17 protein-coding genes and 1 riboswitch are annotated in these 16,802 nt (G+C 29.7%); of the genes, 3 read left to right on the top strand and 14 right to left on the bottom strand.

Annotated elements, in window-relative coordinates; all coding sequences use genetic code 11:
* Both VK071_01010 and VK071_01005 read left to right on the top strand, forming a co-directional pair.
* A partial coding sequence (locus VK071_01010) for a DUF4349 domain-containing protein (GenBank protein ID HLR33896.1) occupies positions 1-330 on the top strand: 330 nt, incomplete at its 5' end.
* 237 nt (positions 331-567) lie between these two features.
* Entirely contained in the window at positions 568-1,569 is a 1,002-nt protein-coding gene (locus VK071_01005) for an alpha/beta fold hydrolase (GenBank protein HLR33895.1), read from the top strand.
* 115 nt (positions 1,570-1,684) lie between these two features.
* On the opposite strand, the gene VK071_01000 is transcribed toward VK071_01005, so the two are convergent.
* From VK071_01000 to VK071_00980, 5 genes are all read right to left on the bottom strand, one after another.
* Positions 1,685-1,915: a thioredoxin family protein gene (locus VK071_01000; protein HLR33894.1), complete on the bottom strand. Its 231-nt coding sequence runs from the start codon at positions 1,913-1,915 to the stop codon at positions 1,685-1,687.
* A gap of 124 nt (positions 1,916-2,039) precedes the next feature.
* Positions 2,040-3,044 (bottom strand): permease, encoded by a 1,005-nt coding sequence (locus tag VK071_00995; protein HLR33893.1) that lies wholly within the window; start codon positions 3,042-3,044, stop codon positions 2,040-2,042.
* Positions 3,045-3,116: 72 nt separating this feature from the next.
* Positions 3,117-3,476 (bottom strand): metalloregulator ArsR/SmtB family transcription factor, encoded by a 360-nt coding sequence (locus tag VK071_00990; GenBank protein HLR33892.1) that lies wholly within the window; start codon positions 3,474-3,476, stop codon positions 3,117-3,119.
* Between the two features lie 22 nt (positions 3,477-3,498).
* Positions 3,499-4,431, bottom strand: coding sequence for a GTP-binding protein (locus tag VK071_00985; protein HLR33891.1), 933 nt, complete (start codon positions 4,429-4,431; stop codon positions 3,499-3,501).
* Positions 4,432-4,608: 177 nt separating this feature from the next.
* Complete coding sequence (locus tag VK071_00980) at positions 4,609-6,795, bottom strand: DNA topoisomerase III (protein ID HLR33890.1); 2,187 nt, start codon at positions 6,793-6,795, stop codon at positions 4,609-4,611.
* A 112-nt stretch (positions 6,796-6,907) separates the two neighbouring features.
* Positions 6,908-6,996: riboswitch (SAM riboswitch) on the top strand.
* Positions 6,997-7,096: 100 nt separating this feature from the next.
* Here VK071_00980 and VK071_00975 point away from each other — a divergent pair.
* A complete protein-coding gene (locus VK071_00975; GenBank protein ID HLR33889.1) occupies positions 7,097-7,306 on the top strand; it encodes a hypothetical protein in 210 nt (69 codons plus the stop codon).
* A gap of 57 nt (positions 7,307-7,363) precedes the next feature.
* Here VK071_00975 and VK071_00970 read toward each other — a convergent pair whose 3' ends face one another.
* From VK071_00970 to VK071_00930, 9 genes are all read right to left on the bottom strand, one after another.
* The gene (locus VK071_00970; GenBank protein ID HLR33888.1) at positions 7,364-10,630 is read right to left on the bottom strand and encodes an FtsX-like permease family protein; all 3,267 of its coding nucleotides are present in this window, start codon (positions 10,628-10,630) and stop codon (positions 7,364-7,366) included.
* 1 nt (position 10,631) lies between these two features.
* The gene (locus VK071_00965) at positions 10,632-11,336 is read right to left on the bottom strand and encodes an ABC transporter ATP-binding protein (GenBank protein ID HLR33887.1); all 705 of its coding nucleotides are present in this window, start codon (positions 11,334-11,336) and stop codon (positions 10,632-10,634) included.
* A gap of 259 nt (positions 11,337-11,595) precedes the next feature.
* Positions 11,596-12,132, bottom strand: a complete 537-nt coding sequence (locus VK071_00960; GenBank protein HLR33886.1) for a 2-oxoacid:acceptor oxidoreductase family protein — start codon at positions 12,130-12,132, stop codon at positions 11,596-11,598.
* On the bottom strand, positions 12,050-12,415 hold the full coding sequence (locus tag VK071_00955; protein HLR33885.1) for a hypothetical protein: 366 nt from the start codon (positions 12,413-12,415) through the stop codon (positions 12,050-12,052). The genes VK071_00960 and VK071_00955 overlap by 83 nt, the downstream gene beginning before the upstream one ends.
* A 34-nt stretch (positions 12,416-12,449) precedes the next feature.
* Positions 12,450-13,886, bottom strand: coding sequence for a Na+/H+ antiporter NhaC (nhaC, locus tag VK071_00950; GenBank protein HLR33884.1), 1,437 nt, complete (start codon positions 13,884-13,886; stop codon positions 12,450-12,452).
* Between the two features lie 133 nt (positions 13,887-14,019).
* A complete protein-coding gene (locus VK071_00945; GenBank protein ID HLR33883.1) occupies positions 14,020-14,796 on the bottom strand; it encodes an IclR family transcriptional regulator in 777 nt (258 codons plus the stop codon).
* A 510-nt stretch (positions 14,797-15,306) separates the two neighbouring features.
* Positions 15,307-15,777, bottom strand: a complete 471-nt coding sequence (locus tag VK071_00940; GenBank protein ID HLR33882.1) for an N-acetyltransferase — start codon at positions 15,775-15,777, stop codon at positions 15,307-15,309.
* 75 nt (positions 15,778-15,852) lie between these two features.
* Positions 15,853-16,242 carry a retropepsin-like aspartic protease gene (locus tag VK071_00935; GenBank protein HLR33881.1) on the bottom strand — a complete coding sequence of 130 codons (390 nt, stop codon included), beginning with the start codon at positions 16,240-16,242 and terminating at the stop codon, positions 15,853-15,855.
* Entirely contained in the window at positions 16,235-16,495 is a 261-nt protein-coding gene (locus VK071_00930; protein HLR33880.1) for a hypothetical protein, read from the bottom strand. The genes VK071_00935 and VK071_00930 overlap by 8 nt, the downstream gene beginning before the upstream one ends.
* Between the last annotated feature and the right edge of the window lie 307 nt (positions 16,496-16,802).

Below are 16,802 nucleotides of genomic sequence, written 5' to 3'. Positions count from 1 at the left end.
GATATTTTAAAACTAGAAGATGAACTCAATAATACTATAAATGAAAAAGAAGGTCTAATAGGCAATATAAAGTATATGGATGATAAAGTTTCATATTCCACTGTATATTTAGATATATCTGAAGTAGATAAATATACTGCTAAAGAAACTCCCGAAGACCCTAATGAAACAAAATTTGGACAAAAAATTAAAAATGCTTTTAATGACTCCATATATTATATAAAGTTAGTTTTTCAAAATTTAATAATAGTTCTAATTTATATTTTACCTTATGCATTAATTGGGTTCCTGATTTATTTTATAATAAATCAGATTAGAAAGAAAAAGTAAGCTTTCACCACCATGGCCTCTATTATTATAGTCATTATGAACAACATCCCAAATACAATGAATAACAATTTCTAATAAGAAGTTGTTATTCATTGCATTTGCGTACCGTTCATCACAATCCCATGTATTTTTCTCTTTTTGACTTCAAACTTACTGTATCTTATTTTTTCTGTTATACATATACTATAACATATGTTATAATATAATTAATACTATATAATCGAGAGGTGGAATACTATGAAAATAAGATTTAAGTTGTTTTTACTAACCCTTATTATAATTTCCATAATAAATATTACAGGTTGTAAGAAAAAAGATGGTACTAATGATGGAATAAGCCATGGGAAAAACTATAGTGAAGAAGAATATAATTTAGAAACTGAAGATGGAACAATTTATGGGACTTTAATGACCCCTGAAAAAATGGAAAAGGGAACAGTAGCTTTAATAATTGCTGGTTCAGGTCCTACAGATAGAAATGGAAATAATCCTTCTATTTCTGGGGAAAATAATAGTTTAAAAATGATAGCTGAGGCTTTAGCTGAAGAAGGTGTATCTTCAGTAAGATATGACAAAAGAGGTATAGCCCAAAGTTCTAGTCTAATTAAAAGTGAAGAAGAGCTAGTCTTTGAAGATTATATTGATGATGTTAGAAATTGGGTGGAAAAACTTAAAGAAGATGAAAGATTTTCTGATATTATAATTGTAGGCCATAGTGAAGGTGCCCTTATTGGTGCAGTAGCTGCTTCCCAAGCTGATATTCAAGGATATGTTTCCTTAGCTGGTATGGGTTCCTCTGCTTACGATACTTTAGTGCGACAACTAAAGGATCAACCAGGAAAAATAGCTGAAAAAAGCCAACCTATATTAGATGAACTAAAGAAAGGAAATCTAGTTGAAAATATAGATAAGGATTTAGAAGCATTATTTCGCCCTAGTGTTCAACCTTATATGATTTCATGGTTTAAATATAATCCTACTGAAGAAATATCAAAAATAGAAGTCCCAATATTAATTGTCCAAGGTACAAATGATCTTCAAGTTACTGTTGAGGATGCTGAAAATTTACATCAAGGAAATCCAGACTCTAAGTTAATACTAATAGAAAAGATGAACCATATATTAAAAGATGCTCCTAAAAGTAAAAATAGAAACTTTGCCACCTATAGTAAACCAGATTTACCTTTAAATGAAGAATTTGTGAAGGAATTAATAGAATTTGTTAATAACATTAATTAATTATAGAAATTTTATTTTCTAATGTATAAACTGAGAACATATTTGTTAGTAATTTACTATAGAATTAGTCTAAATTAAAGGACCTTGAAAACAAGGTTTCAAGGTCCTTTAATACTCAGCTAAAATACTTTTTTATTTCTTTCACCTTTGGAACTTTACCCACGGTTTTTACCTCATCATCTATAACAAGAGCTGGGGGATTCATAACACCATAAGCTACAATTTCCTTTAAATCAGCTACTTTTTCTATAGTAGCATCTAATTTTAAGTCTTCTAAAGCCTTATTTAAATTTTTTTCTAATTTATCACATTTAGAACAACCTACACCTAATATTTTTATTTCCATAAAACTATACAGAATCTAGTCATAATAAACTATATTTTTAGTTGCGAAAAAACATGATAGATTCTATTTCCTCCCTTCTAAAATATATTTCTATTCACAAACATCTATATTCTCTAATTCATTGCTATACAAATATAAAGGAAAAAGCATTAAGTCCGTATCCAACTATTATTATTCCCAACGTTACAATAGCTACAAATGTAATTAATAATTTTGGTTTTACAACCTTACTTAACATTACTAAAGATGGAATTGAAAGAGTAGTTACTCCCATCATAAAAGCTATAACTGTACCAATCCCTACTCCTTTAGCCAACAAAGCTTCTGCTATTGGAAGAGTACCAAATATATCAGCATAAATTGGTATACCAATAAAAGTAGCTATTAAAACTGAGAAAGGATTATTCTCTCCTAAAATTCTTTCTATAATAGATTGGGGAACCCAATTATGAATTCCTGCACCTATACCTACTCCGACTAAAATATAGGGCCATACTCTACCAACTATATCTTTTACCTGATCCTTTGAAAATTCCATTCTATCTTTACGAGTCATTCCCTTAGGTTCAACCTCAGCACCATCTACTGCCCATACGTAATCTTCAACATACTTTTCCATCTTTAAATTATTAATTAATACTCCTCCCATAACTGCTACAATTACACCTACTACTACATAAACTACTCCAATTTTAGTACCGAAGAAAGACATTAGCAGCATAAGAGATGCCAAATCAATCATAGGTGAAGATATTAAAAATGAAAAAGTAGCTCCTAAAGGTAATCCTGCAGAAACAAAACCTACAAAAATAGGTATACTAGAACAACTACAAAAGGGGGTTAAAATGCCTAATAAAGCTCCTAATATATTTCCTTTAACGCCCTTGATACCACCAATAATTTTCTTAGTTCTCTCTGGTGGAAAATAACTTTGGATATAGGATATTAAATAAATCATTACTGATAAAAGTATAAATATTTTTATAGTATCATAGATGAAAAAGTGAATACTACCACCTATACGGCTATTTATAGATAGTTTAAAGAACTTTTCTACTAATATCTCTATCAAATTCCAAAGCCATTTCATCTTAAGTAATTGGTCATTTAAAAAAGTAAATATAGCCATTTAATTACCACCTCATACAATAAATATAGTCGTAATTTAAATACTTTATTTTCAATTTAAAACTATACTCTATTATTTTGAAATTCTTTTGCTCTTGTTAGCTATTTCAATATATTTTGCTGCTGCTTTACTTTTCTCTATATCTAATTTCAAAGTGGAATAGTCTTCTATGTTTTCAGCTATATCTTTAAGTATATTTTCGAACAATTCTTCTTCAATATTTAAAGAATAGAAAATATATTGTTCCTTTCTCTCATCTTTTACTAACCCTGCATCTCTAAGCTTCCCAAGATGTTTAGACATATTTGGCTGAGATATTCCTGTTATGCCACTTAATTGACAAACACAAAATTCCCCATGGTATAAAAGGGCCATTATTCTTAATCTAGTTTCATCCGAAAGTAATTTAAAATAATTCGTAAGCTTTTCCATTATATTTCTTCCTCTCCCTTAATTATCTTAATTTCATCTTATCTCCTACAATTTCTTCCCAATTACTAAATATTGGTCTAATTATTTGAGGCCCAACTTTAGATATTATAATTAATTGAGATTTCTCTTCATTTTTATTAGTTAATTTATAATCTATTCTTTTACCAACTACATCAACTTGATTCCAACCATCTTCAAGCTTGAAAAAACCTTTCATTCTATAACAGTCTTTTTTAATAGTATCTATAAATTGAGTAAGTTGATCCTTAGTTATATTGCCATCATAAGTTAATGTTAAAGTTTTCGGTCTATTTTCTGGAGTATTAGTAGTATCTTCTACTCCAAGCCAGCCTTTTCCTATAAGATCTTCTCCCAGGAAATTATAATCTATTTCACCATTTATAGATTCTACAATAGGTACTTTCTCATTTACTTCTCTAATTTTTGCTTTTACTTTATTTAGTTTCTCATTATCTATTAGATCAACTTTAGATATAACTGCTAAGTGGCAGAATTTAAGCTGTCTTTCAACAGTTTCTTCCTTTTCTATTTGCTCTAAAAAATTAACTCCATCTACGATACAGATTGCTCCACTATAATCATATACATCACCTTTTGCCACTTCTACTGCATCTAAGAATTCTCCTATATTTGATGGATCTGCCAATCCTGAACTTTCAACAAAAACATATTCCATATTTCTATCTGCCATTTCCACTAAAGCTGATACAAACGAAAGTTGTAAACAGGAGCAAAATATAGAACCTTTATTTATTTCTACAAGCTCCATTCCTTCTTTTTCTATTATAGGGCCGTCTATTCCTACCTTACCAAATTCATTCATTATAACTGCCACTTTATTATCTGATAAATCCTCTAGAATATTAGTAAGAAAAGTAGTCTTTCCTGAACCTAAAAATCCTGTAAGTAAATATAATTTTGCTTTATTTCCCATATTATTTCCTCCCAACGTATATAATAATGAGCAGAGCCATATTCTTATATGTCCATATGGTTATATACGTATAATAGCCTTTAGTTTTTTATTTGTCAACTATTTTACAATATATTTTATAGTTTCTTGAAATTAAAAAATAGAAAAGAAACAGCTAGAAAAACTGTTTCTTTTCAACTAATCCAATTTAAGTTTTGAAAGAGCGTCTGCTAATTGGGTGTTAATAGGCTCTTTGTTTTCTTTCTTTTGTTTTTTAAGGTATCTATTGACTTCCTTTTTAGAAACCTTATTATTATACTTTTTCTTTCTTTCATTAAATGCGGAAAGCTTTTCTCTATATCCACAACTACAAGTAAAGATTCTACCTTCTCCTTCTCCACGTAATTCTAATCTTTTTTTACAGTTTGGACATCTAGCATTAGTCCTTTGAGAAATATTTCTCCTATATCCACACTCTCTATCCTGGCAAATATACATAGTGCCTTTTTTATTTTTTACTTCTAACATATACTTACCACATTCAGGACATTTACTTCTAGTTATATTGTCATGTCTAAATACTGCATCACTGTTTTTAATTTCTTTGACAATAGATTTTGAGTATTCCTTCGTTTCATTTATAAAAGTCTTCCTTTTCAATTTACCCTTAGCTATAGCCCCAAGCTTTTGTTCCCACTCTGCCGTTAATGCAGGGGATTTTAATTCTTCTGGAACTAATTCAAGAAGTTGTTTTCCTTTTGAAGTTATGAAAATATCCTTACCTCTCTTCTCTATTAAAAAGGTATTAAATAACTTTTCAATAATATCCGCCCTTGTAGCTACTGTACCAATACCGCCAGTTTCTCCAATTATATTAATTAACTCTTTACTTTCTCCCTCCATATACCTTTTTGGGTTTTCCATAGCCGATAATAAAGTTCCTTCATTAAAGGGTGCTGGTGGTCTAGTCATACCCTTGGTTTGAACAATTGAAGATATTCTTAAAGTATCTCCTTTCTTTATGCTTGGCAATACTTGTTCTAAAATAGCATCATCTTCTTCCTCTTGATAATCATTGGAATAAACTTCTTTCCAACCTTGGGATATAATATTTTTACCTTTAGCAATAAAAGTTTCCTCTCCTATTTTAACTTTTATAGTTGTTTCTTCATATTTAAAAGGAGGATATAGAACTGCAAAAAATCGTTTAAGAACTAAATCATATATATTTCGTTCTTTATTGCTTAACTCACTTAATAATACCCTCTCTTCTGTTGGAATAATGGCATGATGATCTGAAACCTTACTATTATCTACAAATGATTTATTTCCTCTTATAGGTTTCTTTAAAATTTTAGAAGCAAATTTATTATAGGAACCAATATTACAAGCCCTAATTCTTTCATCTAAAGTACCTACTACATCTTCAGAAATATACCTAGAATCTGTTCTTGGATAAGTTAATAATTTATGTCTTTCATATAGATTTTGCATAATAGAAAGTGTTTCCTTTGCTGAATAATTAAATATTCTATTAGCATCTCTTTGAAGTTCAGTTAAATCATATAACTTTGGCGGATAACTCCTTTTATCTACCTTTCTTACATCTACAACCTTGGCATCCTTTCCATTTATACTATTAAGAGCTTTATCACATTTTTCCTTATTAAAAGTTCTTCTTTGATTACTACCTTTTTCTTGCCATACTAACTTTAATTTATTAAAGAAAGCATCTATTCCATAATATTCTTTTCCCTTAAAGTTCCTTATTTCTTCTTCCCTTTTAGCTATCATTGCTAAAGTAGGACTTTGTACTCTACCACAGGAAAGTTGAGCATTATGTTTACATGTTAAAGCCCTAGTAGCATTTATTCCTACAACCCAATCTGCCTCTGCCCGTGCAACAGCAGATTCATAAAGACTTTCATAATCTTTACCAGGTCTTAATTTATTAAATCCATCTTTTATAGCCTTATCAGTAACAGATGAAATCCAAAGTCGTTTAATAGGTTTATTTACATGAGCCTTTTCTATAATCCATCTAGCTACAAGTTCTCCTTCTCGACCTGCATCTGTAGCAATTACTATTTCAGATACATCTTTTCTATTCATCTGTTTCTTTACTATATAAAACTGCTTGCTACTGGATTTTATAACCTTAAGCTTTAAGTATGGAGGAAGTATAGGTAAATCTTCTAATTTCCAAGATTCATACCTTTTATTATAATCTCCTGGTCCAGCTATAGTTACTAAATGGCCCAAAGCCCAAGTCACTATATATTTATTCCCTTCTAAATAACCATTTCTTTTATTATTGCAGTTTAAAACTCTTCCTATATCCCTACCTACAGAAGGTTTTTCTGCTAATACTAATATTTTACTCATTTCTACATCCTTTCAACTACTCATATTTTAAAAAACATTATACTATTAAAAATATTATAGCATATTATACAATTCCTCTAAATTATGATACAATAAATATACAAGTTAATATTGCTTATCAAGATTAGGGTAGAGAGTTAGCTCAATGACCCTATACCAACCTACTGAATAGTAAGGTGGTTCTGCTAACAACGATAAGGAGGTGTTATAATAAAATGGCTAATTTAAGTCCTTCTTATTGAAATAGGAAGGACTTTTTCTATTGGAAATTATTTATTGAAATTGCGAGGAGGGTTTTTTAATGAAATTTGTAAATGAAGGTTTAACGAAAGGCTATGTTTTACATGAACTATCTACTGGTGAATGCTATGTATGTAGGATCTTAAATAGTTATGATAATGATGAGGAAGCTACAAAAGGACTTACAAGCCTACTTTGTAAAAACACAACAGAAAAAGATATGTTAGAAGAATACACTGAGAAAAAAAGAAAAGAATTTCCTGGGATATAAAATTTAAATAATATAATAGACTCATAGATAAATCATTTATCTATGAGTTTATTAATACTATTCAACGGATTTTAGAGATTCTACCATTTCTATTTTTCGTAATTTAAAATACATTGCAAAGTTTACTAATACAGCAAATATAATTGTTAAAATAGCCGAATATACAAAACTTATGGGTCTAATTAATCTTCCAAACATTATATAGTCTATTTCACCAGTTAAAATAATATATCTATGAAGAAAGTATCCCATAATTAACCCTAATATTATGCCTATTATAGTTAAAACAGTATTCTCATTATATACATAGGCAGAAACTTCATTATCATAAAATCCAAGAACTTTAATAGTGGCTATTTCTCGCATTCTTTCACTAATATTTACATTGGTTAAATTATATAGAACTACAAAAGCCAAAGCTCCTGCAGAAATAATTAATACTAATACCACATAATCTAAGCTACCTACCATATCTTCATAACTACTACTTATGCCAGTTATAAAATCTACAGAAACAACTTCAGAGTTCTTTAAAAGTTCTGTTGATAGTTCCTCTTCAAATTTATCAGATGTATCAACATTTTTGGTTAATAATTTTTGAAATCCTACTTCTTCATCATAAAGTTTTTCATACAATTTTGGAGTCATATATATATAATGAGCAACGTAGTTTTCAGTAATTCCTGTTATCTTCACTTTTACCTTTTCATTACCTTCATCTTTAATATATAGTTCATCTCCAAGATTTACACCCAATAAATTAGACATTTTTTCTGTTAAAATTATTCCGTCATCTCTTAATGGGATTTTTTCTCCCGTTACCCTATCTCTCAAAACTATAAAATTTTCCATTCTATTGAAATCTTTGGGAACAATAAGGGAAGCATCTTTTTCTTCTTTAACACCCAGTTTAATATTTTCTTCCTTTATTAATAAATACTCAGATATTCCTTTATTTTTTTCCACTAACTTCCTAGCATCTTTCAGCCCTTCATCTTTCAAGTCTACCACCATATCATATTGATATATTTCGTCATATTGTTTTTTGGGAGTTTCTAAAATAGAATCTTTAAGACCAAATCCTGCTACCATTAAGGCGGTACAGCCTCCTACACCCAGTATAGTCATAAATAACCGTTTTTTATATCTAATTAAATTCCTAACAGTAACCTTTTGTGTGAAATTAAGTCTAGACCATATAGGTTTTATTCTTTCAAGTAAAATCCTCTTTCCTGATTTTTGAGCTTTTGGCCGCATAAGTAATGCAGGAGTTTCTACAAGCTCTTTATAAACTGAAGACCAAGCAGCAAATGTAGTGGAAAACACCCCAAATATTATTGAAATTATAGCATAGTATATATTGAACTCCGTTACTATAGGGGGCATTATATACATAATTCTATAAGAATTAAATATTATAGTAGGAAAAACCTTAAAACCTAGTAATACTCCTAATATACCGCCACCTATACTGGCAAGACCTGCATATATAATATATTTAGAGGCTATGGCTATTTTACTATAACCTAAAGCTTTAAGAGTACCTATATATATTCTTTGTTCATCAACCATTCTAGTCATAGTCGTAAAAGATACTAAAGCCGCTATAAGAAAAAAGAATACTGGAAATACTTTTGCAATAGCATCTATTCTATCTGCTGCCATTTCATAATCTATAAAATCTAAGGTTTGATTTCTCTTAATTACATACCATTTTGGTTCCTTAATACCTTTTATTTCCTCTTCACCTTCAGCTATTTTTTCACGTGCTTCTTTTAATTCTTCCTCTGTTTCTTTTTCAGCCTTTTCATAACCTTCTTTTCCTTTTTCTAGTTCTTCTTTAGAGTCTTCCAATTCTTTGCGACCAATAGCAAATTCATTTTCAGCTTTTATCTTTGCATCCTTAAGTTTTGATTTTTCCTTGCCTAATTCTTCTTTTGAATTATCTAATGTTTTTCTGGCTACCGTAAGCTCTTTTTCTCCTTCTTCTAACTCTTTTTTTCTTAACTCTAACTCAGCTTTACCTTTCTTTAGTTCTTTTTCCCCAGCTTCTAATTTTTCATTAATTTCAGCATAACCTTGCTGAAGTTTTAATTTTTCTTTTTGTAATTCTTCAGGTAATTCACCTAATTCTTCTTCAAATTTTTCTAGCTCTTCTAATTGTTTTTCTATTTCTTTCCTATTAGCTTTAGCCTGGGATATTTGATTTTCACTTTCCTTTATCTTATTTTCTGCTTTAGGAATTTCAATTTCTGCTTGTTTTTTAGCTTCTGTAAAAACTTTGTATCTTTCTTTATATTCTTTTTCTCCCTTTTCTAATTCTCTTTCCCCATTAGCTATCTTATTTTCCGCTTCCTTTATAGTATCTTTAAATTCCTTTTCTTTTTCATTAAGCTTATTTTCACCATCTAATATTTCCTTCTCTCCCTTTTCAATTTCTTTTTCTGCCGCTGCTAACCCCTCTTCAGCTATTCTCTCTCCATCTTTAAGTTCTTCTTTACTATCATTTAGCTTTTCATTTGCCTCATCTATTATTTCATCATAACGCTTTTTAGCCCTAGTCTTTCCTAACTTATCAAGACTTTTCCTTACTGGTTCAAGAATCTCATTATATTCATTATCAAAGGTTAATTTTTCCCGGGCATTTTTAAAAATTAAAAAAACATCTGTGTAAACAGGCATTTTAAAATTTTCATCAGGAATCATTATAAAACTATCTACTTTCCCATTTCCAATATCCGTAGTACCTCTTTCATCTGTTATATAATAAGGGGTTTCTACCATACCTACAATAGTATACTTATCTCTTTTTAAATTTTCATTAATATTTTCATCAGTTCCAGAAAATAATTTTACTTTAGAACCTATTACTAATTCTGAATTATTCATTTTACCCTTTTCAGCAACAGCTTCTCCCGGCTTTTTAGGATATCTTCCTTCTACTAATTTTGTTCTATTTATATAGGACTCATCAGGATTTTTAATCTTATCTATTGGTAAGGAAAGAACTTTTAAAACCATATCCCCATCTTTTCCATTAACTAAAACATCTATAGAATGGCTAGACTGAACACCTTCTGCTTCTGATACTTTTTTAATCATATCCACATCTTCATCATTAAAACCTATAGTTGATACAAGTCTTATATCCATAAGTCTATATTCATCAAAGTATTTATCTGCAGTAATTTTCATATCTGGACAAGTTGCCTTAATTCCAGCAAAAAACCCTACTCCTAAAGCTACTATAGCAAAAATAGAAAAAAACTTACTAAGAGAACCTTTTATTTCCCTAAATATATCTTTAAGTAAGGCATTTTTCATACTACCACTCAATCCTCTCTACGGGTATAGGTTTATCATTAATAGTGGTACTTTCTACTTTTCCACTTCTAATACTTATAACTTTATCTGCCATAGGAACAATAGCCGTGTTATGAGTAACAACTACTACAGTCATCCCCATATTTCTACTAGTATCCTGTAATAATTTTAAAATAGCTTTACCAGTGTTATAATCTAAAGCCCCCGTTGGTTCATCACATAATAATAATTTAGGATTTTTAGCTAAGGCCCTTGCAATAGCTACCCTTTGTTGCTCTCCCCCAGAAAGTTGTGCTGGGAAATTATCCATCCTATCTTTAAGACCTACTTGCTCTAAAATTTCTTCTGGCTTAAAAGGATCTTTAGATATTTGTGTAGCCAGTTCTATATTTTCAAGGGCTGTAAGATTTTGAACTAAATTATAAAATTGGAATACAAAACCTATATCATATCTTCTGTAGGAAGTTAATTCTTTTGGATTGTATTTACTAATTTCATCTCCATCTACTATTAGTTCACCACTAGTTGGAGAATCCATACCCCCCATTATATTTAAAACAGTACTTTTACCGGCACCACTAGCTCCTACTATTATTACAAACTCTCCTTTATCTATAGAGAAATCCATTCCATCTAGAGCTTTTATTTCTACCTCTCCTGTTTTATATATTTTCTCAATATTGCTTAGTTCAATAAATCTTTTCATAATTAGCTTCCTTTCCATAAATTAATACTAAACTATCTCTTATAATATATTATATATTTTTCTGTCTACATCTTATTAACTATATACTCTTGTAATAATCATCTGTATAGTATATTTGCCCTATAATACTAGAACCTACACATATATTATACATTGTGTAGGTTCTAGTATTATATTTATATATTATATCACTTCGCTTCTTTAAAAGAAGCATATATTTTTAGAATGGAAAGTTTAATAAAATTTTAAACCTTTAATATTAGATAAAATTATATCCTAATTTAAATGCTTCTGTATTAAACTTTTCAAACTTCTCCTTCCCTTTCTTTCTGAACATATCGTTCATTCCGTTTAGTGCCTCTTCTTCTGTGAAATATTTTGTTATTTTTACAATTACTCCTGCCATAATTATATTGGCACCCTTAGGATGATTAATACCTTCAGCCATAGTTAGACAAGGAACTTCTACTATTTTAATATCATCCCTTGTATTTATTTCAGAATCTACCATATCACTGTTTATAATGATAGTGCCTCCTGGTTTTACTAAAGGAAGAAACTTTTCAAAAGAAGGAGTATTCATAGCCAATAATACGTCTGGCTCCTCTTGAGATGGGTTATATATATACTCTTTACCAAACTTCACCGTACAATTAGCAGTTCCCCCCCTCATAGCTGAGCCATATTGAGGAATCCATGTTGCATGATACCCCTTAAAAACAGCAATTTGAGATATTAATAATCCTGACGTAAGTACTCCTTGTCCACCTGCTCCTGCAAATACTATTTCTTTCATAACTATTTCCCCTCTTTTCATTCACCTTATATGTGCCACCACTAATAGCTTTCATCAAACCACCTCTACCTACTACACAATCAAAGTTTGACATTTGAAAACCATTTTCGCTTAAAGTATTTAATATTAAATTTTTCCTATATTTATATTGATCAAATACAGTTTCAAAATTATTTAAGTCTTCTTGGGTATGTTTTATACTCTTTTTAAAAATTTCATTTTCGTTTTCAAATACAGATATTTTAGTTGATGTACCTCCTGGATTAATAACTAGAATATTCATATAAATCTCCTTTTCTTATATTTATAATCAAATTTTAAAATTGAATAGATTCTGACTTATTAAGATTTATCATTTTCTCCATTGGCCTACTTTCCCAAAGTACAAAGATACCTAAGAAGGAAAAGATTATTGATACAATTGGATTTATATAATTTAACAATGCATAGGGTGCATATTCAAATGTTCCAACCCCAAGAGTTGATGCCACAAAAGCTCCTCCTGTTGACCAAGGTATAAAGACTTGAGTTAAAGTTCCTCCTTCTTCTAAATATCTACTTAACATAGAAGGTTTTAAACCTTTATTCTTAAACTCATCCTTGTATAAGTTGCCATTTAGAATAATACTTAAATAAACCTCTCCCATAGCTGCACTTCCAATAGTTGTTGACAAGATAACTATTATCGACAATAACCCTGGGCTATGAATTTTATGTATAAAGCTACCTATCAAAGTTCTCAAATATCCTACATGTTCTAATACTCCACCTAAAGATATGGCAATAAAAGCTAGGGAAAAAGTCCACATCATACTTTGGATACCACCCCTATTTAACAGCTTGTCTACCAGTTCAACTCCTGTATTACCTGAATAACCATAGTTTATTGAGTATATAACTTGATTTATATATGAATCCTGCACTATGACAGCTATAATAACAGCTGTTGCAGAACCAATTATCATAGCTGGTACTGCTGGTACTCTTTTTATATTTAATGTAAACAATATTACCATCGGTAAAAATACTATTGGATTCATATTAAAATTTGAACCTAATGTCTTTATCAATAAATCAATTTCCTCTCTATTCACTGCACCTTTTGAATATTTAAGACCTATTAATGCATATATAATTAGAGCTATTATATAAGATGGTATTGTAGTATAAGCCATAGATTTAATATGATCATATAAATCAGAACCAGATGCTGCTGCAGCAAGATTAGTAGTATCGGAAATAGGTGACATTTTATCACCAAAATATGCTCCTGAAATTATCATTCCTGCTGTTATAGGTGCTGGAATTCCTAAACCATTTCCCATTCCCATTAAAGCTATTCCTATAGTCCCTACGGTCCCCCAATAAGTTCCAATAGCTAATGAAGTTACACTACATAATACTAAACCTATTGGAAGAAATAAACTAGGATTAAGAAATTGAAGTCCATAATATATAATTGCCGGCACCGTCCCTGAACTAATCCAAGAGCTAATTATTACACCAATTAGAATAAATATCATCATAGCAGGCATTATTTCGCTGATACTTTTTTTCATACCTTCTGTTAGCTCGTCAAAGTTATATCCTAATCTATAAGATACAATACAACTAAAGCTTAGTGCTATAATCAACAATACATGAAGGTCTACATTAAATAATAATATTCCTAAAAACAATATTGTGATTATTGATAAAATTACAAATAAAGAAAGCCTTAAACTTGGATCTATTTTTCCCTCATTGGTTTCCATTTTCTGCCCTCCATTTTTATAACTATCTTTTGTTACGCAATATCCGGAACATCGTTCCGAAAATAGGGTATAAAAAAATATATATATTTCTATCATCAGGTGGATATATACCCACCTGACTTATATACTTTTCCTAATTTAACTGTCTAACAACCATGCTAATATTTTGAGCCGTTTCCTTAACTTTTAAGATTTTTTCTTCAAAATCCCCTTTTTTCATCCTAGAACTAGGACCTGACAAACTAATAGCTGCAACAGCATGTCCTTCTCTATCTAATATAGGTGCTCCTATACATGTAAGTCCTATTTCTTGTTCTTCATCATCTATTGCATAACCATTTTTCCTTACTTCTTCAAGTTCATCAATTAGATCATCCCAATTTGATAAAGTATTTTCTGTATATTCTTTTAAAGGTTTTTTTGATACTTTCTCAAAATCAATATCCTTAGAAAATGCAAGTAAACATTTTCCTACAGATGAAGTATGGGCATCAGAACTAGAACCAATGTTAGGATTTACTGAAAGTACTTTATTTGTATCTACCTCTTTTAATATTATAATAGTTTTATATGCACCCGTTGAACTTTTGTCTAAAATAGAAACATTGACTACCTCCTGAAATTCATCAAAAAGTTCTTTCGCATAAGGTTTAACTAAATCTCCTAAAGATAATTTTTCACCAATGAGTAAACCCATAGCATAAATCTTAATTCCTAGCCAATACTTGCCAGTTTCTTTGTTTTGATATACAAAACCTTTGTTCTCTAAAGTAGCTAAGGATCTATGGATTGTACTTTTATGTAGATCTAATATTCTGCCAATTTCAGAGACTCCCATTTCTTTTCCATTATTGTATAGAGTTAGCAAAATCTCTAAAGCACGGTCTACAGCAACTATCATTTCAGACATATTTTTCTCCTCTTCTAAAATAATATCGGAACCATGTTCCAGCTATATTATATTAATAAGTTTTTACTTTGTCAATAGTAATTTTAATTAGAGTTTCCCCATTATTTCATTAACCCCTCATGTCAACAAACTTTCAGGGGTTACTTCCAACACATGGAAATGTATGCTGAAAGCATTGAAAAATCAAAGTTTAAAAGTTTTAAATATAAAAAAATGGGGAAACTCTAATTTATATAATTTATTGCTTCTGAAAACATACCCCTGTTCCAGAGGCTGAGTCGGGTGAAATTAGGGTATTTTACATGATTTTAAGATGTTTTTATAGTTTTAGATATATTTTAGAGAGAACTAATTTATTGATTAATTCTCTCTAAGCTAGTTGCTTACTATGTTTATTGTATTTTTTATTATCTTAGATTGCTTGAATATATTCGTGTCATTAACTTGACACGAGGCGCTTACAACTGCGACGTAAAAAATAAATTATGTGTCTTATTCTACTTCATCACTCTATAAAGGATATGTCATAATGATTGCCCTTTTTTCAAAATACTTCTTATAGAGGTTTATTGCTTCGTCATTCTTATTCCACACCATTAATTCTATACTATCAAAATTGCCCTTTTTACCTATGAATATTAGTTCTTCCATAAGCAATTTGCCTATCCCTAAATTCCTATAACAATTATTGACGATTATCCCTTCCAGCCATAACTCTTTACGACTTTTAATATATTTACTTTCAGGCTTTTCTTTTATCTCTGCCCATAGTAGCCCTACAACTCCTTCTAATTGTTTAGCGAGTATAATAATTCTACCATCTTTCTTGATAAATTTATTGTATTCTTCTTGATTATTAAAAGCATCTAATTCATTATAGAAAGTTGGATAATCAGCTACATGTTTATTATGCAAGTGTAATAATAGTTTATCAACCTCATAATAATCTTCACATTTTGGAGTAGCTAATTTAATATCCATATCTTCATCCCTCCGCCCTATAATTAATTGATTTACATAAATCTACTTATATGACATATTCCATATATTTTATATTTATATTTTTATATCATATATAGCCATTTTATCTAAATCAATAATTGCTCCTACTTCCTTTAAAAAATCCATACCTATTATTCCATTTATTTCAAATCCATAATCCATGACTCCTACTTCAATTGTAAAGTTACTAATTACTAAATTCCCAAGTTTTATTCTATCAATATTTTTCTTGTATACAAATTCTACTCCACCAACTCCTGAAATAGTTTCTATAGTGTCATCTTTTTCTATTGTAATTCCTAATTCATCTACCCTATCCATTTTCAAAACAGTACCACCTGATCCAGTATCTATAAGTACATTGTCTAATGCCATAAATTTACCTTTATAGATAAGGGTAATTTTACAAAATGGAAGTCCGTATTTAAGATCTAATTTAACCATACTTTCTAACCCCAATCCAATTTCTCTCTTCTATTATTAGTTCTTTGTTGTTTGTGTGATAGACATACATTTCCCTATTTTTGTCTTTTTTATGTTTTTCAGAATACTCTTTAAGGGCATCTTTACCCTCATCAAATATATTAATAACAGAGAGCTCTTCAACAACTCTTTGCCCATCCTTTGAATATGCTTCTATGGCTTCAAATAGTAACCATTTATTTGGATAATTTCCCCTTGCTTCTGACCATTTCAAGGTCATCAACCTCCTTCTCCGCTCAAATACATATCTTAGTCATCTCTAGTAATTTCATTTTATCATAAATATTTATTTTATGTATTTATAATATATAAATAGTTTAATTTACTATGGATATAAATAAGTGTTTATTTTTTTTTAAGATAGATCTTCAAACCCCTTAATTTATCTATGTTTCATGCTCATGTCATTATTATAGCACGCTCCCCACAGGCGGGGTCAGATAGAAAGTGAGGTTTTTGTAGGTTTATTTGCTATTTTACATAATTTTAGATAAAAATTTAGAGAAGATTTAATCTATGTC

Source organism: Tissierellales bacterium (genome assembly GCA_035301805.1).
Lineage (GTDB): Bacteria > Bacillota > Clostridia > Tissierellales > DATGTQ01 > DATGTQ01.
Note: the sequence above shows the minus strand (reverse complement) of the source record. Positions and strands in the feature narration are given on the sequence as shown.